Source organism: Actibacterium ureilyticum, assembly GCF_002285435.1.
Classification (GTDB): Bacteria; Pseudomonadota; Alphaproteobacteria; order Rhodobacterales; family Rhodobacteraceae; genus Actibacterium_C; species Actibacterium_C ureilyticum.
On record NZ_NSBT01000037.1, the window covers coordinates 480,908 to 504,250 of the forward strand.

Annotated in this window: 24 protein-coding genes; 8 read left to right on the forward strand and 16 right to left on the reverse strand. The window is 65.5% G+C overall.

Annotated elements, in window-relative coordinates; genetic code table 11:
* Positions 1-10: 10 nt before the first annotated feature.
* The 11 genes from CLM60_RS15285 to CLM60_RS15335 form a co-directional block, all read right to left on the reverse strand.
* Positions 11-1,675 (reverse strand): chloride channel protein, encoded by a 1,665-nt coding sequence (locus CLM60_RS15285; RefSeq protein ID WP_095590726.1) that lies wholly within the window; start codon positions 1,673-1,675, stop codon positions 11-13.
* A gap of 137 nt (positions 1,676-1,812) precedes the next feature.
* On the reverse strand, positions 1,813-3,462 hold the full coding sequence (gene recN, locus CLM60_RS15290; protein ID WP_095589984.1) for a DNA repair protein RecN: 1,650 nt from the start codon (positions 3,460-3,462) through the stop codon (positions 1,813-1,815).
* A 32-nt stretch (positions 3,463-3,494) separates the two neighbouring features.
* Positions 3,495-4,340, reverse strand: coding sequence for an outer membrane protein assembly factor BamD (locus CLM60_RS15295; RefSeq protein ID WP_095589985.1), 846 nt, complete (start codon positions 4,338-4,340; stop codon positions 3,495-3,497).
* Positions 4,341-4,456: 116 nt separating this feature from the next.
* Positions 4,457-5,380, reverse strand: coding sequence for a UDP-3-O-acyl-N-acetylglucosamine deacetylase (gene lpxC, locus CLM60_RS15300; RefSeq protein ID WP_095589986.1), 924 nt, complete (start codon positions 5,378-5,380; stop codon positions 4,457-4,459).
* A 220-nt stretch (positions 5,381-5,600) separates the two neighbouring features.
* Entirely contained in the window at positions 5,601-7,220 is a 1,620-nt protein-coding gene (gene ftsZ / locus CLM60_RS15305; RefSeq protein ID WP_095590727.1) for a cell division protein FtsZ, read from the reverse strand.
* A gap of 180 nt (positions 7,221-7,400) precedes the next feature.
* Positions 7,401-8,735 (reverse strand): cell division protein FtsA, encoded by a 1,335-nt coding sequence (gene ftsA / locus CLM60_RS15310; protein ID WP_095589987.1) that lies wholly within the window; start codon positions 8,733-8,735, stop codon positions 7,401-7,403.
* Positions 8,732-9,610: a cell division protein FtsQ/DivIB gene (locus CLM60_RS15315; protein ID WP_095589988.1), complete on the reverse strand. Its 879-nt coding sequence runs from the start codon at positions 9,608-9,610 to the stop codon at positions 8,732-8,734. The genes ftsA and CLM60_RS15315 overlap by 4 nt, the downstream gene beginning before the upstream one ends.
* The gene (locus CLM60_RS15320) at positions 9,598-10,476 is read right to left on the reverse strand and encodes a D-alanine--D-alanine ligase (protein ID WP_245848435.1); all 879 of its coding nucleotides are present in this window, start codon (positions 10,474-10,476) and stop codon (positions 9,598-9,600) included. The genes CLM60_RS15315 and CLM60_RS15320 overlap by 13 nt, the downstream gene beginning before the upstream one ends.
* 83 nt (positions 10,477-10,559) lie before the next feature.
* Positions 10,560-11,489 (reverse strand): UDP-N-acetylmuramate dehydrogenase, encoded by a 930-nt coding sequence (gene murB / locus CLM60_RS15325; protein ID WP_095589990.1) that lies wholly within the window; start codon positions 11,487-11,489, stop codon positions 10,560-10,562.
* Positions 11,490-11,656: 167 nt separating this feature from the next.
* Positions 11,657-12,886 (reverse strand): hypothetical protein, encoded by a 1,230-nt coding sequence (locus CLM60_RS15330; RefSeq protein ID WP_176473894.1) that lies wholly within the window; start codon positions 12,884-12,886, stop codon positions 11,657-11,659.
* 92 nt (positions 12,887-12,978) lie between these two features.
* Complete coding sequence (locus tag CLM60_RS15335) at positions 12,979-13,401, reverse strand: DNA-binding transcriptional response regulator (protein ID WP_095589992.1); 423 nt, start codon at positions 13,399-13,401, stop codon at positions 12,979-12,981.
* A gap of 169 nt (positions 13,402-13,570) precedes the next feature.
* Between CLM60_RS15335 and hisB the strand changes: the two genes are divergently transcribed.
* The 3 genes from hisB (at position 13,571) to hisH (ending at position 15,930) form a co-directional block, all read left to right on the forward strand.
* On the forward strand, positions 13,571-14,158 hold the full coding sequence (hisB, locus tag CLM60_RS15340) for an imidazoleglycerol-phosphate dehydratase HisB (protein ID WP_095589993.1): 588 nt from the start codon (positions 13,571-13,573) through the stop codon (positions 14,156-14,158).
* 66 nt (positions 14,159-14,224) lie between these two features.
* Complete coding sequence (locus CLM60_RS15345) at positions 14,225-15,238, forward strand: GNAT family N-acetyltransferase (protein ID WP_095589994.1); 1,014 nt, start codon at positions 14,225-14,227, stop codon at positions 15,236-15,238.
* A gap of 53 nt (positions 15,239-15,291) precedes the next feature.
* Positions 15,292-15,930 (forward strand): imidazole glycerol phosphate synthase subunit HisH, encoded by a 639-nt coding sequence (hisH, locus tag CLM60_RS15350; RefSeq protein WP_095589995.1) that lies wholly within the window; start codon positions 15,292-15,294, stop codon positions 15,928-15,930.
* A 131-nt stretch (positions 15,931-16,061) separates the two neighbouring features.
* On the opposite strand, the gene CLM60_RS15355 is transcribed toward hisH, so the two are convergent.
* A complete protein-coding gene (locus tag CLM60_RS15355; protein ID WP_095589996.1) occupies positions 16,062-16,445 on the reverse strand; it encodes a DUF2147 domain-containing protein in 384 nt (127 codons plus the stop codon).
* Positions 16,446-16,582: 137 nt separating this feature from the next.
* On the opposite strand from CLM60_RS15355, the gene hisA reads away from it, so the two are divergent.
* Positions 16,583-17,305 carry a 1-(5-phosphoribosyl)-5-[(5-phosphoribosylamino)methylideneamino]imidazole-4-carboxamide isomerase gene (hisA, locus tag CLM60_RS15360; protein WP_095589997.1) on the forward strand — a complete coding sequence of 241 codons (723 nt, stop codon included), beginning with the start codon at positions 16,583-16,585 and terminating at the stop codon, positions 17,303-17,305.
* Positions 17,306-17,813: 508 nt separating this feature from the next.
* On the opposite strand, the gene CLM60_RS15365 is transcribed toward hisA, so the two are convergent.
* Complete coding sequence (locus CLM60_RS15365) at positions 17,814-18,263, reverse strand: DUF302 domain-containing protein (RefSeq protein WP_095589998.1); 450 nt, start codon at positions 18,261-18,263, stop codon at positions 17,814-17,816.
* A gap of 121 nt (positions 18,264-18,384) precedes the next feature.
* On the opposite strand from CLM60_RS15365, the gene CLM60_RS15370 reads away from it, so the two are divergent.
* The 4 genes from CLM60_RS15370 to CLM60_RS15385 all read left to right on the forward strand — a co-directional run bounded on the left by CLM60_RS15370 (position 18,385) and on the right by CLM60_RS15385 (position 21,494).
* Positions 18,385-19,491 (forward strand): hypothetical protein, encoded by a 1,107-nt coding sequence (locus CLM60_RS15370; protein ID WP_141246539.1) that lies wholly within the window; start codon positions 18,385-18,387, stop codon positions 19,489-19,491.
* Positions 19,492-19,597: 106 nt separating this feature from the next.
* Complete coding sequence (gene hisF / locus CLM60_RS15375) at positions 19,598-20,356, forward strand: imidazole glycerol phosphate synthase subunit HisF (protein WP_095590000.1); 759 nt, start codon at positions 19,598-19,600, stop codon at positions 20,354-20,356.
* Positions 20,353-21,183: a nucleotidyltransferase domain-containing protein gene (locus tag CLM60_RS15380; protein WP_176473895.1), complete on the forward strand. Its 831-nt coding sequence runs from the start codon at positions 20,353-20,355 to the stop codon at positions 21,181-21,183. Before hisF ends, CLM60_RS15380 begins: the two co-directional genes overlap by 4 nt.
* A complete protein-coding gene (locus CLM60_RS15385) occupies positions 21,180-21,494 on the forward strand; it encodes a phosphoribosyl-ATP diphosphatase (protein ID WP_095590002.1) in 315 nt (104 codons plus the stop codon). The genes CLM60_RS15380 and CLM60_RS15385 overlap by 4 nt, the downstream gene beginning before the upstream one ends.
* Here the strand turns inward: CLM60_RS15385 and CLM60_RS15390 are convergent.
* From CLM60_RS15390 to CLM60_RS15400, 3 genes are all read right to left on the reverse strand, one after another.
* Positions 21,489-22,091, reverse strand: coding sequence for a GNAT family N-acetyltransferase (locus CLM60_RS15390; protein WP_095590003.1), 603 nt, complete (start codon positions 22,089-22,091; stop codon positions 21,489-21,491). The genes CLM60_RS15385 and CLM60_RS15390 overlap by 6 nt on opposite strands.
* Before the next feature lie 58 nt (positions 22,092-22,149).
* The gene (locus CLM60_RS15395; RefSeq protein WP_095590004.1) at positions 22,150-22,629 is read right to left on the reverse strand and encodes a CoA-binding protein; all 480 of its coding nucleotides are present in this window, start codon (positions 22,627-22,629) and stop codon (positions 22,150-22,152) included.
* A 177-nt stretch (positions 22,630-22,806) separates the two neighbouring features.
* On the reverse strand, positions 22,807-23,265 hold the full coding sequence (locus CLM60_RS15400) for a YHS domain-containing (seleno)protein (RefSeq protein ID WP_095590005.1): 459 nt from the start codon (positions 23,263-23,265) through the stop codon (positions 22,807-22,809).
* Positions 23,266-23,343: the final 78 nt, after the last annotated feature.

Below are 23,343 nucleotides of genomic sequence, written 5' to 3' on the forward strand. Positions count from 1 at the left end.
CCAACGGGGATCAGGAATGTTCCTCGGCCGCGGTTTCGGCCAGCGCGCGTGAAAACGCGCGCAGCGCATCCACATGGAACAGCGCGCCCACCAGAACCGGATCGCCGCCCTCGGCGGTCCGGCTGATCACCGGAATGAACCGGTGGCCCCATTCGTCGAATGTCGGCATCACATCTTCCAGCGTGGCGGACTGGCGCACCATGATGCCCTGATCCATCATCGACCGACAGGCCTCTTCCGAGGCCGCGCGGGGATGTTGCAGGTTGCGCATCAGCCCACCGGCCGAATATTGCGCCAGCAGGTAAACCTGTGGCCCCTTGGCCATGTGGATGCCGCGCTTTTCCAGCTGTGTCAGGAAGAACGAGCGGTCGACCAGCCGGCTGGCAATCGCGGTCGACAGCGACACCGCCACCATCACCGCCAGCCCGGTCTGCCAGTCGCCGGTCAGTTCGAAAACGATCAGCGTGGTCGAGATCGGCGCGCCCAGCACGGCGGCGGCCACCGCCCCCATTCCCGCCAGCGCATAGATGGTTTCCGACCCAGACACATGCGGGAAGATCGCGGTGGCCACGATGCCAAAGGCCAGCCCCAGCAGCGCCCCCATCATCAACGAGGGCGAGAAGATGCCGCCGCCCATGCGGCCCGCCATGGTGATCGCCACCGCCACGGCCTTGAGCACCGCGAAGACCACCAGCTCGTGCAGCCCCAGCGCCCCGGTCAGCGCCGCAGATGTGGTTTCATAACCCACGCCGATGATGTGCGGAAACCCGATGGCCAGCGCGCCCAGCATCAGCCCCGAGATGCCCGGGCGCAGCCAGCGGGGCATGCCGGTCGCGGCCTCGACCCGGTTGCCGACCCCTTCGGCCAGGAAAACCGCGCGCATCAGGGCAACCGCGACAAAGCCCGACAGTATGCCCAGCAACAGAAAGGCCGGCAATTCGACATAGAAGACCAGCGAGCCCTCGGCCGGCAGGGTGAATTCCGTTACATTGCCGAACTCCAGCCGGTTGATCACCGTGCCCGCCACGCTGGCGATCACGATGGGGGCAAAGGCATGGACGGCAAAGTGGCGCAGCACGACTTCCAGCGCGAAGAGCGCCCCGGCAATCGGCGCGTTGAACGAGGCCGAAACCGCCGCCGCCACCGCGCAACCCAACAGGTCGCGCCCGGTCAGCCCGTCGGCATGGATGCGGTCCGACACCCAGGTCGACACCACGGCGGCCAGGTGCACCACCGGCCCCTCGCGCCCGGTCGAGCCGCCGGAGGACAGCGTGATCAGCGAAGCCAGCGCCGAGGCCAGCCCGGCCTTGGTTTCCACCCGCCCGTTGTTCAGCGCCGATCCCTCGATCACATCGGCCACCGACCGCACCCGGGCGTCCGGCGTGAACCGGTGCAGGATCTGCCCCACCACCAGCCCGCCGATCACCGGCGTGATCAGCACCAGATACCAGGGCAGCGTTTCGGCGAAACTGTGCAACAGGCGCGGGTCGGCCACGCCATAGATCGTGCTTTCCAGCGCCTCGATCGCCTTGCGGAACCCCAGCGCGACAAAGCCCGCGACAACCCCGATCAACAGGGCGATGAACCAGAATTGCAGCTGTGACGGACCGGCCTCTTTCAACAGGGCCCAGTTGTCAGCGATCCGCGTGCGGGCGTCGTTCATCCCGTTGCGCATCAGATCTGAAAACTGCTGGTTCACGCCGGTTTCGTTCCCTGCATCCGGGGTGCCACGATCCCGGGAACGCACCCCAATTTCCCTTATATCTTTTGTTCTTAGGGCAATTCGCCCAACGCTCCAACCCCTGTGGCGGCTTAACCCGCCAAGAGCGCGCGCGCGGCCTCGCGGGCGGCGTCGGTGACCGTGTCGCCCGCCAGCATGCGCGCAATTTCATCGATCCGCGCATCGGCGTCCAGCGCGGTGACCTGCGACAGGGTCACACCGCCCTTGACCCGTTTGGCCACGCGCCAGTGATGCGCGCCGCGTGCTGCGACCTGTGGCGCGTGGGTCACCACCAGCACCTGCGCGCCATCGGCCAGGGCGGCCAGGCGGCGGCCCACCGCATCGGCGGTCGCGCCCCCCACCCCGCGGTCTATCTCGTCGAAGATCATCGTCAGCCCGGTATCGCCGCCGGTCAAACAGACCTTGAGCGCCAGCAGGAACCGGCTGAGCTCCCCGCCCGAGGCGATCTTGTTCAGCGGTCCCGCCGGGGCGCCGGGATTGGTGGCCACGGTGAAGGTGACGGCATCCTGCCCCTCGGGGCCCGGCTCGGCCTCGGTGATCCGGGTGGTAAAGACCGCGCGTTCCATCTTCAGCGGGGCCAGTTCGCCGGCCATGGACTTGTCCAGCTTGCGGGCGGATTTGCGCCGCGCCTCGGTCAGGGCGTCGGCCGCCGTGGCATAGGCCGCTTCGGCCCCCGACAGCGCCTTTTGCAGCCCCGCAATATCACCCGCCCCGGCATCCAGCGCCGCCAGCTTGTCGCGCAGCCCATCGGCAAACCCGCCCAGATCGTCGGGCAGAACCCCGTGTTTGCGCGACAGGCCGCGAATGGCGAAAAGCCGTTCCTCGACCAGTTCCAGCTCGGCGGGATCGAAGCTCAGCGCGTCCAGGAACCGTTCGACGCCCTGCTGCGCCTCGCCCAGTTCGGCCAGGGTGCGGCCCAGGGCCTCTATCGGGGCTTCCAGCGCGCCATCCGCGCTTTCGGCAGCGTCCTCCAGCCAGCGCTGCGCGTCGCCGATCATCCCCTCGGCCCCATCCGACCCCAGCGCGGCAAAGGCACGGGTGATATCCTCGCGGATGCGGTCGGCGCCCTGCATCATGCGGCGCTTTGTGTCCAGCTCGGCCTCTTCGCCCGGCTGCGGGTCCAGCTTGTCCAGCTCGCCCACCGCATGGCGCAGGAATTCCTCTTCGTCGCGTATCTCGGCCAGGCGCGCCTCGGCCCCCGCCAGTGCCGCACGCGCATCGGCCACCGCGCGCCAGGCGGTGCGGGTCGCGGTGACCTTGGCGGCAAGCCCGCCGAAATCGTCCAGCAACAACCGGTGGCCGCGCGGGTTCAAAAGACCGCGATCATCCTGCTGGCCCTGCAATTCCACCAGCGTGTCGGACAGGGCGCGCAGCACCTCGCCGCTGACCCGGCGGTCGTTGACCCAGGCCGTCTTGCGCCCGTCGGCGGTGTTCACCCGGCGCAGGATCAGCTCGTCCTCGACCGGCAGCCCGGCCTCGTCCAGAACAGCGCGGGCCGGGTGGCCTTGGGGCAGGTCGAACACCGCCTGAACCTCGCCCTGTTCGGCGCCCGCGCGCACCAGTTCGGCGCGGCCCCGCCAGCCCAGCACGAACCCCAGCGAGTCCAACAGAATGGATTTGCCCGCCCCGGTTTCCCCGGTCAGCACGTTCAGACCCGGCTGGAAGTCCAAAACCAGCCGGTCGATGATCAGCATGTCCCGAATATCCAGCGCGCGCAGCATGGACCGCCCCCGGTTCTACCCCGCGGCCCGCATCACAGCCATTCGCCCTTGACCATCTGGCGATAGACCGTCCGCAGCCAGCTTGTGCCCTTGGCCTCGGGCGCCAGCCCCTGCCCGGTCAGCAGTTCGAAGGCATCCTGATACCAATCGGTCGACTGGAAATTGTGCCCCAGAATCGCCCCGGCGGTCTGTGCCTCGTCGGTCAGGCCCAGCGACAGGTACCCCTCGATCAGACGATACAGCGCCTCGGCGGTGTGGGTCGTGGTCTGGAAATCCTCGACCACCACGCGGAACCGGTTGATCGCCGCCGCGTAATGCCCGCGTTTCAGGTAATAGCGCCCGATCTCCATCTCTTTCGCGGCCAGGTGGTTGAAGGCCAGGTCGAATTTCAGGATCGAGCTTTGGGTGTATTCGCTGTCGGGATAGCGTTCGATGACCGTCCGCAGCGCCTGCAACGCCTGGAACGTCAGGCCCTGGTCGCGCCCCACCAGATCGATCTGGTCGTAATAGCTGAGCGCCAGCAGATACTGCGCATAGGCCGCATCCTCGTCCGCCGGGTAAAAGTCGATATAGCGCTGCGCGCTGGTGCGGCTGTTTTCGTAATCCCGCGCGCGGTGATAGGAATAGGCCTGCATGATCAGCGCCCGCTTGGCCCATTCCGAATAGGGGTACAGCCGCTCGACCTCGCCAAACAGCTCGGCCGCGTCCTCGGCGTTGCGCTTGCGGCCGCCTTCCAGCTCGGCCTCGGCCTGGGCATAGATCTCTTCCGGGCCGAAACTTTCCAGCGGACGCTCGCGCGAGCCGCCACCACAGCCGGTCAAGGCCACAACCAAAAGCGCCGTTCCCAGAAGCTGAGTACGCGAACCGATCTTGCTCATAAAGCGCCCTACCCCACGATTTCTTCCGCACGATCATTCGTCATGCCGCACAGTGCTGCGCTTGTCCTAGCACAGAAAAATCCGGTGCAAAACGCCTTTGAAAGGATTTCCGACGCTTACGCCGTCAGGGCCAGATCGGCATGGCGCAGGCCCGCACCGGGCAGCAAACGCGCCACATCCGCGTCGCAGGTGACGACGCGATAAGCCTCGGGGTTGGCAAAGAGCGCCCGCAGCAGTTTGTTGGTCAGCGCGTGGCCCGCGCGGTGGCCTTCGTACCGGCCCAGGATCGGCGCACCGGCCAGCGCCAGATCGCCCAGGGCGTCCAGCATCTTGTGGCGCACGGGTTCGTCCGCGTGGCGCAGCCCGCCACCGGATTCGACCAGATCGCCATCGAAGACAACCGCGTTCTCACCGGGCACACCGCCCAGAGCGAGGCCGTTTGCCTGCATCGTGTCGACATCGGCGCGACGGCAGAAGGTGCGGCTGTCGCTGAGTTCGCGCACGAAGGCACCGTTGGCCATGTTCAGGGTTTTCTGCTGGCGGCCGATCGCGGCCTCTTCGAAATCGATCTGGAAATCGATTTCCAGCGTGTCACCGGGGCTGAGCCGGGCCCAGGCCGCGCCTTCGCGCACCTCGACCGGTTTCAGGATGCGGATCGCCCGCGACGGTGCGTCCAGCATCTGAATGCCCGCGGCCAGAAAGGCGTCGACGAATTGCGCGGAACTGCCGTCCAGGATCGGAACCTCGGGGCCGTCGATCTCGATCAGCGCGTTCTGCAGGCCACAGCCCGCCAGCGCCGCCATAAGATGTTCGACAGTCGACACCGAAATTCCGGCCTCGTTCACCAGCTTGGTGCACAGCGGCGAGCGTTCGACACAATCCCACCGGGCGGGGATCAGGACATCGCCATCCGCCAGATCGGTCCGGCGGAACCAGATGCCGTATTCGGCCGACGCGGGGTGCACGGTTGCGCAAACACGGGCGCCGGAATGCAATCCGACCCCCTTGAACGAGACTTTGTTTTTCAGCGTTGTCTGCAATCGACCACCTGTTCGGCAACTTCCGGTTTACCCCGGCAGATCTGACCTAATCGGCGGGCGAAAAGACCTCAACTCAATCTTTGCAACGTCCTGAAACAATGCAACAAACGGGTCGGCGGGATATCGCCGCCCCATGAAGACACCCACCCTAACCCGCTGTTTCCAAACGCAAAAAAGGCCGGAAAAACCGGCCTTTTCGCGTATTGCTGCTGTGCAGAATTTAGTTCGCCTGACGCCGCAGGAAGGCCGGGATCTCGATCCGTTCCTGTTCGGGATCACTCTCCAGATCCTCGTCATAGGACTGCACCGGGGGCTGACGGCGCGCCGGTGCGGCGGGCTGTTCGGCCTGTTCGGGATGCGGGCTGCCGGCCATCCGGTTGATCAGCGAACCGATGCCGAACCGTGCCTTGTCGCCACCCGCAGCGGCGGCCGGGCGGGCACCCAGACCCGGGGCCTGGGGTGCGCCTGCGGCGGGGGCCTGCGGACGCGGTGCCTTGGACACGGCGGCCTGCAGACGCGCCATCGCCTCGGGCGAGGGCGTGCCGGGCGCCGGGGCGCGGGGCGCGACAAATCCTGCCTCGGCCTGCGTGTCGAAGCCGGGTTCGGGGCGCTGTGCCTCTTGCGGGCGATAGGCCGGCGGCGGCAGGTCGTCGTCCTGCTGGGCCGTCGGGGCCTGGAACCGGCGCTCGGCGGGTTGTTCGGTCTCCATCCGGCCGAACAGGCCCGGTTCGGGCTGCGGCTCGGGCGTGGTGGCGGCTGCCACGGCGGGCTGCTCGGGGTGCAGATCCTCGGCCACATGCTCGACCGCCTCTTCCGGCGATTGCAGCGGCTCGGCCAGCGACCGGCGCGGCACCGGGATGTCGGCGGCGCCAATGGCGGCGTCGATGCCGGTGGCCACGACGCTGACGCGCATCGTGCCTTCCATCGCGGTGTCCAGCGTGCTGCCGACGATGATGTTGGCATCGGCGTCCACTTCCTCGCGGATGCGGTTGGCGGCCTCGTCCAGTTCGAACAGGGTCAGGTCGTGGCTGCCGGTGATGTTGATCAGCACGCCCTTGGCGCCTTTCAGGCTGATCTCGTCCAGCAGCGGGTTGGCGATGGCCTTTTCGGCGGCCTGGATCGCGCGATCCTCGCCCGAGGCCTCGCCCGTGCCCATCATCGCCTTGCCCATCTCGTCCATCACGGCGCGCACATCGGCGAAGTCCAGGTTGATCAGGCCCGGCCGCACCATCAGGTCGGTCACGCCCTTCACACCCTGGTACAGCACATCGTCTGCCATGCTGAACGCTTCGGTAAAGGTGGTCTTTTCATTCGCCAGCCGGAACAGGTTCTGGTTGGGGATGATGATCAGCGTATCGACGACCTTTTGCAGCGCGTCCACGCCATCCTCGGCCTGGCGCATCCGCTTGGCGCCCTCGAACTGAAAGGGCTTGGTCACCACGCCCACGGTCAGCACGCCCAGTTCGCGCGCCGCCTGTGCGATGATCGGGGCCGCGCCGGTGCCGGTGCCGCCGCCCATGCCGGCGGTGATGAAGCACATGTGCGAGCCCGCCAGGTGATCCACGATCTGCTCGATGGTTTCTTCCGCCGCCGCGGCACCGACCGACGGGCGCGCACCCGCGCCCAGCCCTTCGGTGACCTTGATGCCCATCTGGATCTTGGCCGGGGCATTGGATTGCTGCAGCGCCTGGGCATCGGTGTTCGCGGCCACGAACTCCACCCCTTCCAGCTGCTTTTCAATCATGTTGTTGACGGCATTACCGCCAGCGCCACCCACCCCGAATACGGTGATCCGCGGTTTGAGCTCAGTATGCTCGGGCATCATAAGGTTCAATGTCATCGATCTGTCCGCCTGCTTGATCTTTATATCGGTCATTCCACGCCGCTCCGCGGGCAATTTCGCCCGATTCTATCACCGAGGGCCAGCCCCGGACACCAAAAAAACGCCAAATGACCACAAAATATTGGACTGCTGCTGTGGTTATAAGCGGTATGTCGCCTAAAACACATCATCTTGCGGTCACCAGTTGTCCTTGAACCAACGCACCGCCCGTTTCAGCGACCGCGCCGGATACCGTTCCGCGGGAATATCGAAGTCCCACCATTCGTCTTGCGGGTGCGCCGCAAACAGGCACATCCCCACGACCGAGGCGAACCCCGCCCCCGTCGCCGCCTGCGGCAGCCCCTGCACGCGCAGCGGACGGCCCAGGCGCACCTGCTGTCCCAGGATGCGGCTGGCCAGCCCGTCCAGGCCGGGGATCTGGCTGCCGCCGCCGGTCAGAACGATCTTCTGGCTGGGCAGATGGTCGAACCCCGCCGCGTCCAGACGGGCGCGCACGTCTTCCAGAATCTCTTCGACCCGGGGGCGCATGATCCCGATCAGCTCTGCCCGGCTGATCTGGCGCCGGTCGTGATCGTAATCGCCGGTGTCGCCGCCGATCTCGATCATCTCGCGGTCATCCATGCCCGTGGCCACGACCCCGCCATAGAATGTCTTGATGCGTTCGGCGGTGGCCTGCGACACGCCCAGCCCCTTGGAAATGTCCTGGGTCACGTGATCGCCGCCCATGCGGAGGCTGTCGGCATAGATCATGTGTTTCTTGATGAAGATCGACATGCCGGTCGCCCCGCCGCCCAGGTCGATACAGGCCGCGCCCAGCTCCTGTTCGTCCTCGACCAGCGCCGACAGCGCCGACACATAGGCCGAGCTGGCCACACCGGCCAGTTCCAGGTCGCAACGCTTGATGCAGTAAAGCAGGTTCTGCAGCGCCGTCGCCTCGACCGTCAGCAGGTGCATGTCGACCGCCAGCCGGTTGCCGATCTGGCCGCGCGGGTCAATCAGACCGGTGCGGTGGTCCAGCGCGAAATTGACCGGCTGGGCGTGCAGCACCTCGCGCCCTGCCCCGATATCGGGCATGTCGCAGGCGGCCATCACGCGCGCCACATCATGTTCGCTGACGGTGCTGTCCTCAAGCTCGACCGCGCCGTCCAGCCCATAGGACCGGGGCGCCGCGCCGCTGAGGCAGGCGATGACGTGATCGACCCGCACATTGGCCATCTTCTGTGCCGCCTGCACGGCGGTGCGGATGGCGCGCTCGGTCTCGTTCATCGCGCCGATCTCGCCGAAGCTGACCCCGCGCGAGCGTGTGGTTGCCGCCCCGATCACCCGGAACATCGACTGCCCGGCCAGGGAACCGATGCCCTCGGCCTCGGCAAAGCCATCGGGGCCGTCGAATTTCAGCACCAGACAGGCCACTTTCGACGTGCCGATATCCAGCACCGCCACAACCCCGCGATCCATCGCCTGTTTGCGGATGCGCCGCATGGCGCGTTGCGACTGGTAAAGGTCGGTCATCCGTCACTATCCCTTGTTTCCAATTCCCTGATGCGCCGCAGCTCTTCCAGCGCGTCCGGCGCCATGCGCAGCGTCGGGCGGGCGCTGTTGCGCATGTCGATCGCGACCAGATCGCGGTCCAGCATTTCCTCGGCCTGGTCCAGCGCGATCACCCGGCGCAATGCCGCCACCGGGTCGCGCTCGGGCAGCAGAATGCGCTGATCGCGGTCCAGCACCACGTCCCAGCGCCGCTCGCCCATGCGCACAACGGCCAACAGCCGGTGCTTCAGCGGGCGCGCGACCTCGAACAGCTGCAATGCCTCGACCACTTGCGTTTCGGCCCCGTCGCCGATGATCAGCGGCAGATCGGGCCGCGCCGCGCGTGCCTCAAGCGGGGCCACCCGGTTGCCGCGTTCGTCCAGCAATTCCAGCCCCTGCCGCCCGCGCCAGACCACAGCCGGCATCCGCTCCCGGACCGAGATCTGAAGGATCCCGCCGGGGCGCACATGCACATCGGCCTTGGCCACCGCATCCAGCCCCGCAACCGTTTCGTGCAGCGCCGGCAGGTCCAGATCGAAGGAGCTGATCGGGAAATCCAGCGGCACGACCTCGCGGATATCCTCGGCCAGATCGTCCGAGGCCCCATCGATCGCCATCAGCTTGACCATGAATTCCGGCCGCGCCTCGATCGAGCTGCGCATGTCGGCAATCGCCAGCCCCAGCGCATCGCGCCGGTCGGTATCGCCCAGGTACCACATCACCGTGAAGATCAGCACAAAGGCCGGCAGCCCGGTGCGCAGCAGCTTGCGGAACAGCGGCGTCAGCCACAGCCGGTTCAGCCGATAGCTCAGGCGGCTGGGCGCGGGATCGCGGCGCGGCGGGGTCACCTGTTGCATGACGCGTCCTCTACCATCCAGGCGCAGAGCGCGGGGAAATCGTGCCCACAGATCGCGGCCTGTTCAGGCGCCAGCGATGTGGGGGTCATGCCGGGCTGGGTGTTGGTTTCCAGCAGGATCAGGCCATCCAGCCCCCGCGCCGCATCCCAGCGGAAATCGGTCCGCGACACGCCCCGGCAGCCCAGCGCCCGATGCGCCCGCAGGGCATAGTCCAGACAGGCCGCGAAAATCTCGTCGGGGATATCGGCGGGCACCACGTGGCGCGAGCCGCCCTCTTTGTACTTGGCGTCGTAATCGTACCAGCCATCGGTCAGGATATCGGTCACGGTCAGCGCCCGGTCGCCCATCACGGTCGTCGTCAGCTCGCGCCCCGGCACGAACTGTTCGACCATCACCACTTCGGGCATGTCCTCGGACAGCTGCGGCGGGCCATTCGCGGCCTCGTTCACCAGATAGACCCCGACGCTGGACCCCTCGTTATACGGCTTGACCACATAGGGCGGCGTCATCACATGCGCCGCGCGCACCGCATCGCGCCCGGCCAGCACGCTGTCGGCCACCGGCAGCCCGGCGGCGCGAAAGGCGGTCTTGGTCCGCTCCTTGTCCATCGCCAGGGCCGAGGCCAGAACGCCGGAATGGGTATAGGGGATCCGCAGCCATTCCAGCATCCCCTGCACGCAGCCATCCTCGCCCCAGCGGCCATGCAGGGCGTTGAACACGACATCGGGTTGGATTTCGATCAGGCGCGCGCACAGGTCCGGCCCCGCATCCACGGAAACCACGTCATACCCTGCCTGTCCCAACGCGGCGGCACATTCACGTCCCGAAGACAGCGACACCTCGCGCTCGGCCGAGGGTCCGCCCATCAGTACCACCACTTTGGGGGTTGCCCTGCTCGACATACCCGCCACTCATGTGCTTGCGGGACCTTTTGCGGCCCCATTTTTGATTATTTCGACGCGTCTGCCTCTCCGACGCGCATGATCTCCCATTCTAGACGTATTCCGCTGTTTTGGAAGACCTTATTTCGCACCTCTTCGCCCAAACCTTCCAGGTCGGCGGCGGTTGCAGTCCCGGTGTTGATCAGGAAGTTCGAATGTTTCTCGGACATCTGCGCGCCGCCCAGCGTGGCACCACGCATGCCCGCGTCGTCGATGACCTTCCACGCCTTCAGATCATGCACGTCATCGGCGCGGCCGGTCGAGCTGAACCCGGCGGGATTGCGAAAGGTCGATCCGGCGCTGCGGTCCTTGGTGGGTTGGGTCGCGTCGCGCTTGGCCAGCTGGTCGGCCATGCGCGCCTCCAGCACCTCCGGGTCGCCCGGCTCGCCTTGGAATGTCGCGCTGACTAGGACCCAGCCTTCGGGCAGGTCGGTCTGGCGATAGCGGAACTTCAGGTCGTCCGCGGTCAGCGTTACAACGCGCCCGTCCCGCGTGATCGCGCGGGCCGAGACGAAATGATCGGCGGTATAGCTGCCGTAACAGCCTGCGTTCATGCGCACCGCCCCGCCGATTGCGCCGGGGATGGTCCGCAGAAAGGTCAGGTCAACGCCCGCCGCCGCCGCCTTGCGCGCCACATGCGCATCCAGCGCCGCCGCACCGGCGGTCACACGGGTGCCGTCGATCTCGATCCCGTTGAAGCCCCGCCCCAGCCGGATCACCACCGCCCGCAAGCCCCCGTCCCGCACGATCAGGTTGCTGCCCACGCCCATGGGAAAGACCGGCACGCCGGGATCGAGCGCGGCCAAGAAATCGGCCAGATCCCCCTCATCCGCGGGCTGAAAGAGCCAATCGGCCGGCCCACCCACACGCAGCCAGGTCAGGTCGTTCAACGGACGATCCGGGGTCAGAACCCCACGGGGATTGGGCATATCTTTCATAGGAGCTTGCTAGCGCGCGGGCGGCGGCGGGGCAATAGCCCAAGGCAAAGGGCAGCGCCCGAACCGAGGGGTGGGCGAAAAGCGCCCGCCCCGTGGGGGCGGTTCGGGCGCTGCCCGGCGATGCCGCCGGGCGAAGCGAGCCTTAGACTCGATCAACGATGGAAACATCACTTCAGGTTCGGAAGCACCTCGCGCGCGAACTGTATCAACTCCTGCCCCAAGGGCGTGGCCGACCCCGCTATGGCAATGGCTGCGGGCACGGCCCACTTGCCGACCCCTTTGCCCAGTTCCTTGCTGGCTTCCGATACCATTAAATCAGCCTTGTGCGCACAATAACGCAGAATGGCTTCGGCTGCGGCGATCAACGCGCGCCCGGCACGCTCCAATCGGCCTGGTGAAGGTTTCGCCTCATCCAATGCCTCAATCGCTTCACGGGTCGCTGCGCCCAGCTCCTCGATGTCGCGGCCCAACGCAATGTCGTCCGCAATCATCTCCGGGGGCTGATTGTGTCCGCGCGCTATGAACTGATCGTGCCCTGCTCTGGCTTCCTCCAACTGACTTTCAAGCGCGACAAGCGCGGAACGGAGGCGGTGTTTTTCTTCAATGGCGTGGATTCGCTCTGCAACGACCTCTGGGCCGGCGTCCCAAATCGCAGCGTTCACTAACGCGATTTCTTCCAACACACGCCAATCCGGTTCTCGTCCAGCCAGCGCGTCATCATACCACTTGATCCAGAAGGACCAATCTTGGGGCACGCCCCCAGGTGCGGCTTCGTCTATACCCCCGTTTGGAAGGACGTTCTTTAGGTCAGCCCACAAAGTCTCAAAAGGATTTTTCTGATTTTGCCACAGCGGCTCTTGGGCCAGATTTCCAGATGCCGCCAAAACGACGGCGTCGGCAGCGGGGCTGACGGAGGAGCGGATCGCGGAGTTGAAGCGGGCGGCGTCGAGCGCGCTGGCACTGGCAGCGTGGGAGGTGTGGCGGACAGCGTCAGCGGCGGAGCGGACGGGGGCGTTGCCGGGATGGACAGCGGCGTGGGCGGCAACGGCAGCATGGGCGGAAGCATCTGAGCGGGCGGCGGCGAGAGCCTTGGAAGTGGCGAGGGTGGCGGCGGCGGCAGCGTGGGCGGAAGCGCTACTATCAGTGGTCAGCCTCTTAGCCGCTACCCCGGATATCAAAAGCGCACGCAATATCGGCAGCGCTGTCAAATCACGTTTGCGCAGCCGTGCATCACGCACGACCGGATCCCAGAAAACCGGCAAAACACGCATCGCTGAGCGCCACGCGATCCAAGCTGCCGCTTGCTGACGACTCAATCCTCCGGGGCCGTTTTTCTCCGGCCAGTCGTCCAAAAACGCCGTAAGATCCTCTGGCGACTTGATATTCGACGCATCCATCATATCCGCAACAGTTGCGCAGGCGCGCATCCATGACAAGCCCCGCGATCAACAGGCGTAGGGTGGGTTTTCCAACCCACCGCCCCCTCGGCTCAGGCGGGCACCCCCGCCCCCACCCGGCGCCGCGAGACGAAGACCGGCATCTCCGGCCGTACGGGCATTGGACAGGCGGCCATCGCGCATTTGGCGGCCAGCGCGGGGCGGCAGTCCTCTCCCACAAGCGCGCGCAGGGCGGGGATCAGGTCGAACAGCTCGTCCGTTTCCGCCCCTGCCCGGTCGGACAGGATCACGCAGGCCACGTCGGGGCGATAGAACTCGGCCGCCAGCGCCGCCGACAGGCTGCCGCGCCCGTCGATGCGGTCGCGCAGGATCAGCAGGCGTGTCTGGCCCAGCCGCAGATGGGCCAGCGCCTCGTCCACCGCAAAGGCGCAGGTCACGTCATAACCCGCCGCCCGCAGCTGATTGGCCAAAGCCGATTGAAAGACCGGATAATCGTCGAGGATCAGAACCTGCATGCGCCGCTTTCGTCCTTTCTGGCTGAATGTTCGCATTCCGTTCCCACCCTTACCGCGTGATTTCTTAAAATTTGCTGAAACAGCACAGGGTTTCGGCCCGCGCGCCGCGCCCCCTTGGCGGGACGCGGGCGGTGGCCTATAGCTGCGGCGGAACAAAGGAACAGCGATCATGCGCACAGCCAGCATCAGCCGCAACACCGCCGAGACGCAGATCTCGGTCACCGTCAACCTGGACGGGACGGGCCAGTACGACAACCAGACCGGCGTGGGGTTCTTCGACCACATGCTGGACCAGCTGGCGCGGCATTCGCTGATCGACATGGAAATCCGCGCCAAGGGCGATCTGCATATCGACGATCACCACACGGTCGAGGATACCGGCATCGCCCTGGGTCAGGCATTGGCGCAGGCTCTGGGCGACAAGACGGGCATCCGGCGCTATGGCGCGTGCCTGTTGCCGATGGACGATGCGCTGGTGCGTGCCGCGCTGGATCTGTCGGCGCGGCCCTTCCTGGTGTGGAATGTCGAGCTGCCGACGCCCAAGATCGGCAGCTTCGATACCGAACTGGTGCGCGAGTTCTTTCAGGCGCTCAGCACCCATGGCGGCATCACCTTGCATGTGGACCAGATCCACGGGTTCAACAGCCACCACATTGCCGAGGCCGCGTTCAAGGCCGTGGCGCGCGCGCTGCGCGAGGCGGTCGAGACCGACCCGCGCAAGGCCGACGCGATCCCGTCGACCAAGGGCGCGCTGTAACGCTTGCGCCTGTGCGCGGGCGGTGAAATGCGCTAGAACGGTCCCCATGCGTTAAAGGGGGCCGTCATGCCCGATATTCGCCCGGCCGCACCGCCCGACATCCCCGCCATGTCCGACCTGCTGTTGCGGGCTGCGCACGCGCGCGCCGAACGCCAGCCCGGCCTGTGGCGGGTCGTTCCGGATGCCGATACGACGATTACCGCGACGCTCCTGGCGGCGTTGCAGGACAAGGCGCCATCCTTTCGTCAGCAATGGCTGGTGGCCGAAACCGGGGGCCGGATCGTCGGGCTGACGCACAGCATCCTGCTGCCAGTGCCGCCGATCTATGCCGGGCGCTGGGGCGCGCCGGGGTTGATCATGGAAAACAGCACCATAGCGCCCGACGCACCGCGCGGGCTGGCGCAACAGCTGCTGAAAGCGGCCGAGGACGACCTGCGGGCAGCAGGCGCGCAGCTGCTGATCGGCGCTGCGGCCACGGGCTGGCCATGGGCGGCGGAATATGCGGCGCGGGGCTATGCGCCGCTGACGCTCTATTACGCCAGGGAAGGCCTGGCCGCAGAGCCGACCGATGCAACGGTGCGCCAGGCGGCAGAGGGCGACCTGCCCGGCATCGTCGCATCCAGCGCGCAGAACCGGAAGATCCTGTTCGATCTGGACCCATTCTGGGAGCCGCACATCGAGGCGGACCCAAGGTTCGAAAGCTGGATGCGGCGCAGCCTGACCCTGACGGATCGAGACATGTTCGTGTCCGCCCCGGGCGGGCGAATCTCGGGCTATGCCATCGCGCAACCGGCCACCGCGCTGCATGTGCCGGCGGGCCATGCGGCGGGCGGGCTCGGCTTCATCGATGATTACTTTCACACCGATTTCGCCGTACAGGACGGGCTGGAAAACGGCGCCGCCGGTGCGACCGCCCTTCTGCGCGCCGCCGAAGCCGCCCTGGCTGCCCGCGACAACAGCGCGGCGCTGGTCGTGTGCCCCGCAGCCTGGACCGCAAAACGCGCGCATCTGCAACAGGCCGGGTACAGCGCCGCGCTGAGCTGGCACATCAAGCGCCCGACACCCCCGCCACAGGCTTGACCCCGCAGCCAATTCGGGCCAAGTCCGGACCGAACCACCAAAGGACGCAACCGATGCTGACGGCGATCGTCGATTATGAATCCGGCAACCTGCATTCGGCCGAAAAGGCGTTTCAGCGGGTGGCGGCGGAAACCGGTGCGGGCACGGTCACCGTGACCTCGGACCCCGATGTGGTGCGCCGGGCCGACCGGATCGTGCTGCCGGGCGACGGGGCCTTTCCCGCCTGCCGGCGCGAGCTCTTCGATCACCGTGGCCTGTTCGAGGCGATAGAAGAGGCCGTCATCACCGGCGGGCGCCCCTTTCTGGGCATCTGTATCGGGATGCAGATGATGGCCACGCGCGGGCTGGAATATTCCGAAACGCCCGGCTTCGACTGGATCGGCGGCACGGTGGACCGCATCCACCCCGCCGACCCGGCGCTGAAAGTGCCGCATATGGGCTGGAACGATCTGGTCATCGACACACCGCACCCTGTCCTGTCAGGGCTGGATACGGGCGAGCATGCCTATTTCGTCCACTCCTATCACTTCCTGGTCGACGATCCTGCGCATCTGCTGGCCCATTGCGACTATGGCACCAAGATCACCGCCATCGTGGGGCGCGACACGATCGTCGGCACCCAGTTCCACCCGGAAAAGAGCCAGGCCGCGGGGCTGCGGCTGATCGGCAATTTCCTGACCTGGACGCCCTGAAGTTTTCTTGCGAGGCGCTGCCTCGCGCTCCGGAGTATTTATCGAACAATGAACGGCAAATTCATTGCTCTTCAAATACTCCGGGGGAGTCGCCCGAACGGGCGACGGGGGCAGCGCCCCCCTGGCAGAGGTTACTTCACCCGGCTCCAGGTCTGTTTCTTGCACAGCGGCCCGACACAGCCTGACACGTTCAGCGTGTCGCCCGACAGCGCCATCTTCGATTTATAGACCTTGCCGGTCGAGGGCTGCCAGATCTTGCCGCCCGCGTATTTGCCGCCGCCTGCGGCCTGCATGTCCCAGACCAGCGGCTTGCCGATATTGGGCGATTTGTATTCGCCCTGCCCGTTGAAGGTACGCGCGATCTTGCCACAGATCGCCGGGCCGCAATTGGCAAATGTGATGTGGGCATAGGATCCGTCGTCGACCTGCGTCTTCCAGGTGCCCAGAACCGGATCGGCCATGGCCGGACCGGCCAGCGCCAGCGCGATGACCGCGCCTGCAATCGAAGCTTTCATGACGTCCTCCCTTTCGCGTCGGGTAAAGGGTGGCCCGCTGACCGCACGTCTGGCAAGCCTGACGTGGGGTCGCGGGGCCGTTGCATTCCCCGCCCATTGGTGCAACACAGCGCCGAACCAGCAGTCCGGAGGCCCCCATGATCCTGTACCCCGCCATCGACCTGAAAGACGGCCAATGCGTGCGCCTTTACAAGGGCGAGATGGATCAGGCGACCGTGTTCAACGACGATCCCGCCGCGCAGGCGCGCGCGTTCCAGGATGCGGGCTGCGAATGGCTGCATCTTGTCGATCTGAACGGCGCCTTTGCGGGCGCGCCGGTCAATGCCGCCGCGGTCGAGGGGATCCTGGCCGCCACATCCGTACCCGCGCAATTGGGCGGCGGTATCCGCGACATGGCGACCATCGAGGCCTGGCTGTCCAAGGGGTTGCAGCGCGTTATCCTGGGCACCGTGGCGGTGGAAAACCCCGATCTGGTGCGTGAAGCGGCGCGCGCCTTTCCCGGCCATGTGGCTGTGGGCATCGACGCCCGCGACGGGCGCGTGGCGACCAAGGGCTGGGCCGAGGAAACCGATGTACTGGTCACCGACCTGGCGCGCAGCTTCGAGGACGCGGGCGTGGCCGCCATCATCTATACCGACATCAACCGCGACGGCGCGATGCAGGGCCCCAATGTGCGCGCGACCGCCGATCTGGCCAATGCGGTCGCGATCCCGGTGATCGCCTCGGGCGGGGTCAGCTCGCTGGACGATCTGCGCGCGCTGAAAGCCTGTGGCGCGCCGCTGGACGGGGCGATCTCGGGCCGGGCGCTTTACGACGGGGCGATCGACCTGGCCGAGGCGTTGCAGGTCCTGAAGGCCTGATCCCCCCGCAAATTCTCATGAAAAAACCGCAGGTCCCTGCTGGAAGGGGACCTGCGGCTGCGTATCGCGGTCACGCAAAGCGCGTGTGTGCGATCAAGGGCCGGGCCGCACCAGTTCCAACTTGGGGGTCCGGGGAATTGGCACGGCCCGGTGGGTGGTTGACCTGAAGTGTGAGTGGATAGGAACGGATCAGGTCAACGGCGGTCTCAGAAAAGACAGAAGATCAACAGCGTCCAAAGAGCGGCCCCAGTGAGCAGGGAGGGCCCGATCCAGGAAGCATTCTGCTGGTCCTGCATCCACCGATCCGGGAGGGACGGATCGGCTCTGGATGCAGAACCCGATACGTCGCGATACTGAGCTGCGCTGCCTTCCATGTCTTTTCGCCTCTAGCCGTTTTGTGGTCTTCATGCATTTGTTCTAGCATGTGTTTTCAGACCGCGCCGCAGCGTCGAGGGATAGGGAAAGGGCCTGCTCGGACAGGCCCCTATCCGTTCGGATAGGGGCGCGCCTAGCCCCCGGCCGCCGCCGCCGTCAGCTTGCCCAGCGCACCGGTCATCATCTTCACCACCTCGGCATCGGCGGGCACGTCAAGATCCGCGAACATGTCGCCGGGATCCTCATAGGCCAGCCAGACCTGACCGTCGCCATCGGCATAGACCAGCACCTTGAGCGGCAGGAAAAGCCCCGCCAGCGGATCGGCCTGCATCGCGGGCGTGCCGAGCTTGGGGTTGCCGAAGATCAGAAGCTGGCTGTCGGCCAGATCCATCCCCACACCCCGCGCCCCACCGGCATGATCAACGCGGGCAAACACCGTCGCCCCCGCACCCGTCACGGCGGCTTGCAACGCGTCCATGGTCGATGCGACATCTTGAGCAGAGGGCACCTGCATCAGATCGGGTTCTGCGGATGAAGGCGACGCCGCCAGTCCCAGCAAGGCCGCCACAAACAGAGCTTTCATATCTTCCTCCTGTTGACAGATACGTGACCAACCAACTGGCATCCGCAGATATTTGTCGATAAACAATGCCGTGAAATGCAAGAACGGGCGCAATCCCGAGCGGACAAAGGACTCCCGGAAAGTGACAACCAAGCGACTGATCATGCATATCGGGCATCCGAAAACAGGATCCACGACGCTGCAGGACGCGCTGAAAGCGGCCTCCAAGACGCTCAGGAAGAACGGCGTTTTCTATCCGCTGATCGGCGCGGACAACAATCACAAGCGATTGCAACCCTATCTTAACGCGCTGTCGGGTACCGAAACCAAATCGGCTGACAGCGCCAGAAACTTGGGTACGCCGGAAGAATCCCAATCCCATTGGGAACGCATTTTCACCGATATGTGCGCCGAAGATATCGAGACCGTGATCCTCAGCTACGAAGGGTTCTATAGCGCTCTGAATTCCAAACGAGTTCAGTTTTCCGCCCCGTTTTTGAATGAGCATTTCGGCGAAATAGATGTCTGCGGGTATGTGCGCGATCCATCCGGCCACTTTCTGTCTGCCGCGCAACAAGGCACCAAGCACGGGCGCAATTTTCCAGTCTTCCCGTGCAGTTTTCGGCGCAATACGCTTGAAGCAGCGGCAGGGGCCGGTTTCCATCGGCTCGTCGTCCGGCCGTTCGACAGGCGCGAACTGATCGGTGAGAGCATCGTTACAGACTTTGCCCACCATTGCCTTCCCAAAGAGCTTCAAACTGTCGTTCAGGACCCTCCGCCATCGAACACCTCCATTTCGGCCGAGGCGATGATGCTGTTGCAAAAGCTCCATCGCGGCGATGACAGCCTTCCGTTCGATATCGCCGCGCTCGCACCTTTGGCCCCTCTGCCCTATCGCGTGATCGAGGCGGTGGATCGCCACACCCCGGGTCAGAACCGGCCCGTGCTCCTGCCCCAGGCGCGGCAGCTTGCCTTCGACATGGCCGATGACCTCGACTGGCTGGCCGATACCCACGCGATCCGTTTTCCCAATCGCCCCGATCGCGTCCATGAACCGGCCGCCGCGCAAGAGCGGCTGTCGCGCCTGACAGACGTGGCCCAGATCTGCCCCGTCGATCAGGACCGCTACCAGCTGCTTTGTCAGAATGTGCACCAGGTGGTGCGCCCCCGCCGCAACTTTTTCGGGCGCCCGAAGAACCCGAGCCTGAAGGCGCGCATTGCAAAATACCTGCCCGCGCGCAACTCCTGACCCTGCCTTCTTCTTGGTCCAAATACTTAATCTTTGTCCGGGGGCCCGCCCCCGGACAGTCGCTTGCCACTTGCGCATGGCCCGCCGGACAGGATAACTGGCGCCCATGTTGAAAACCCGCATCATCCCGTGTCTGGACGTGGCCGATGGCCGTGTGGTCAAGGGCGTGAATTTCGTCGATCTGGTGGATGCCGGCGACCCGGTCGAGGCGGCCAAGGCCTATGACGCCGCGGGCGCGGACGAGCTGTGTTTCCTCGATATCCACGCCACCCATGAAAACCGCGGCACCATGTTCGATCTGGTCCGGCGCACGGCCGAGCAGTGCTTCATGCCGCTCACCGTCGGCGGCGGCGTGCGCACGGTCGAAGACGTGCGCGCCCTCCTGCTGGCGGGCGCCGACAAGGTCAGCTTCAATTCCGCCGCCGTGGCCAATCCCGATGTGGTGCGCGCGGCCGCCGATCAGTTCGGCAGCCAATGCATCGTGGTGGCCATCGACGCCAAGACCGTCTCCCCCGGCAAGTGGGAGATCTTTACCCATGGCGGGCGCAAACCCACCGGGATCGACGCGGTCGAATTCGCCAGGCTGGTGGTCGAAAAAGGCGCGGGCGAGATCCTGTTGACCAGCATGGACCGCGACGGCACCCGCGCGGGGTTCAACCTGCCGCTGACCCGCGCCATTTCCGATGCGGTCGACGTGCCGGTGATCGCCAGCGGTGGCGTCGGCAACCTCGATCACCTGGTCGAAGGCGTGACCAAGGGCGGCGCCAGCGCGGTGCTGGCGGCCTCGATCTTTCATTTCGGCGAATACACGATCGGCGAGGCCAAGGCGCATATGGCGGAGGCGGGCATTCCCGTAAGGCTGTGACCCCCCCCGTCAGCGATACCTATCGCCGCACGATCCGCGACCAGTTGACCGCCATCGCCCGCGAAGAAAACGCGACGATCCTGTTTGCGATTGAATCGGGCAGCCGCGCCTGGGGATTTCATTCCCCCGACAGCGATTACGACGTGCGTTTCATCTATACCCGGCCCATCGACTGGCATCTGAGTGTGGTACCGGGGCGCGATGTGATCGAACGCCCGATCTCGGACGAACTGGATCTGTCGGGCTGGGACCTGCGCAAGACGCTGGCGCTGATCCTGGGGTCGAACGCGGTGGCGCTGGAATGGCTGCAATCGCCGATCACCTATATCGAAGCACCCGGCTTTCGTGATGCGATGACGGCCTTCGCCCGGCAGAGCCTGCGCCGCGTCCCGGTGATGTGGCATTATCGGCGCCTGGCCGAGCGCCAGATGGAACGACAGACCAACCCCGATGGCAGCCTGCGGCTCAAACGGTATTTCTATACGATCCGCCCGATCCTTGCCCTGCGTTGGCTGCGGCTTCGTCCCGATGCTGCAACGCCGCCGATGGATATGGCCCGGCTTATGGCAGAATGCGACCTGCCGGAGGATGTGCACGCCGCCATCCTGAACCTGATCGAACAGAAAAAGGCGCTGAGCGAGGCCGGCATTCTGATGCAGCCACCCGCGCTTACCGACCAGTTGATCGCGGATGAATTGCAGCAGGCGGTGAACGAGCTTGCCACCGCGACCGAAGATCACCGCCCGGATACACGCGACCAGGCCGACGCGCTGTTGGCCGAATGGACGCGCAAATACGACCCGACCGCAAAGGAGTTCGCCCCATGACAGCGCTGGACCGCCTGGCCGCCACCATCGCGGCCCGCAAGGGGGCCGATCCCGAAAGCTCGTGGACGGCCAAGCTGCTGGCCAAGGGCCCCGAGAAATGCGCCGAGAAATTCGGGGAAGAGGCCATCGAGGCGATCATCGAGGCCGTCAAGGGCGACCGCGACCGCCTGACATCCGAGGCCGCCGATGTGCTCTATCACCTGCTGGTCATGCTGGCGGCGCGCGACGTGACGCTGGACGATGTGCTGGCCGAGCTGGAACGCCGCGAGGGGACCAGCGGCATCGCCGAGAAACAGGCGCGCGGCTCATAGTTCGCAATACATCACGTCGGACCGGCGAAACCCATAGATCCAGTGCAGCGGCCAGATATCCTCGACCCGCGCGACCTGGAACCCCTGCCGCAGGTAAAGCGCCCGCGCCTTTGGGTTGGTGTCGACCACGTTCAGCTGGATACGCAGACAATTCAGACCCCGCGCGCGGATCTTGACCGCGTCCAGCAGGGCGCTGCCGATCCCGTGACCCCGCCAGGACGCATCAACGCAGATCCCGTCCATCATCATCACGCCCGGTTCCAGCTCGCGCTCGAAAACCGACAGAAGCGCCCCCCGCCAGACCCCGCCGAACCGGCCATAGACCTTGTGCAAATCGTGCAACCCGCCCGACACGAACGCGCCTTGCCGGGTCTTGTACCCCGCCAGGCCGATCACCTGCCCCGTCCGGTCCAGCGCGACGATGGCATGTTCCGGCGAGATCTGCATTTTCAGGAAGACAAGCGCCCGGTGCCGCGGCCACATCGGCAGGTGCAGCTTGCGGCGAAAGGCCTGCCAGAACAACGCGGCGGCAGCGTCCCGCTGGGCCGCGGTCAGGCCTTCGCGGATCACAAAGGGCTTTGTTTCCGAAACATCCATAAGAAATCAGGTCTTGCAATATGTCGCAGGATACCCAATTTCGGCCGTTTCAACAAGCTTACGACAATCTCGACGAGATCACGCCGGTGGCGAAACCGCCCATGCGCAACTCGCCGAAAAGCCGCTGATATTCGATTTTCGGGCAACGGTTCTGGATCACGGTGATGCCCCGCCCTTCGGCCAGGCTGGCGGCCTGGGGATGTTCCACGCCAATCTGCATCCAGATGGTTTTCAGCTCTGGCAGCTCGGCCAGCGCCTGTTCGACGATCGGGGGCACGTGTTCGGACCGGCGAAAGATGTCCACCATGTCGACCCGCGCGTCCTTCGGGATCGCGGCCAGATCGGGATAGACCGTTTCCCCCAACAGGGTCTGGCCCGCATGGCCGGGGTTGACCCGGATCACGCGATACCCCTTTAGCCCCAGATAGCGCGCCACGTAATAGCTGGGCCGCACCGGGTTGGTCGATACGCCCACCACGGCGATCACCTTGGTCGACCGCAACAGTTTGCGCAGCATGTCATCGGAATGATCTGTCATGTCCCGGACCTAGCCACAAAAAAGCGCCCGGGCCAAGAGGTCCGGGCGCAAGTCACGGAACGAGGGACAGTGAATGGAAGCGCGGCAGTTCCGGTGCCGCCTTCCTGTTAAACAGATAGGAAGCCCGACCCGGCATTTCCAGTGATGGTAAAATACCTGTGATCGGATTTCCGCCGCTCATTCGCCCAGAACGGTGGGCCAGTTGGCGTCGGCCTTGGAAATATTGCCCGGAACATCCTCGGACCAGATGCCCTGCACGGTCTTGTTCAGGTTCAGGTACAGCTTGCCGTCGACCACCCGCCAGGCGTCGGGCGATGTGGTGGCGGTGCCGCCCAGCGACACGGCATAGGCGCAATAGCCGCCATATTGTGGGGCATAGGCGGTCGGGTCAGCCTCGAACGCGGATTTGTTCTCGGCGCTGGAAAACCGCCAGGTGGCGCCGTTCCAGTCGACCGTGTGATCGGCGCTGCCCTCGACCGGGGCGGATTGGGTGAAATAGGCGACGGGGTCATAGCCGTTGATGGCAACGCCATCGGTGGCAAAGATCTCCGGCTCCGCCGCGCGGGCGGGCAGGCTCAGCGCCAGGACGATCGGGGTGGCGGCGACGGCGGCAATCAGGGTGCGACGGTTCAGCATGGACGTTCCTTTCTGCATGCAGGTCCGCAGAAGATGCGTCTTCGCAGGCGGTCTGAACATCCCGTGTCGCGCAGGCGT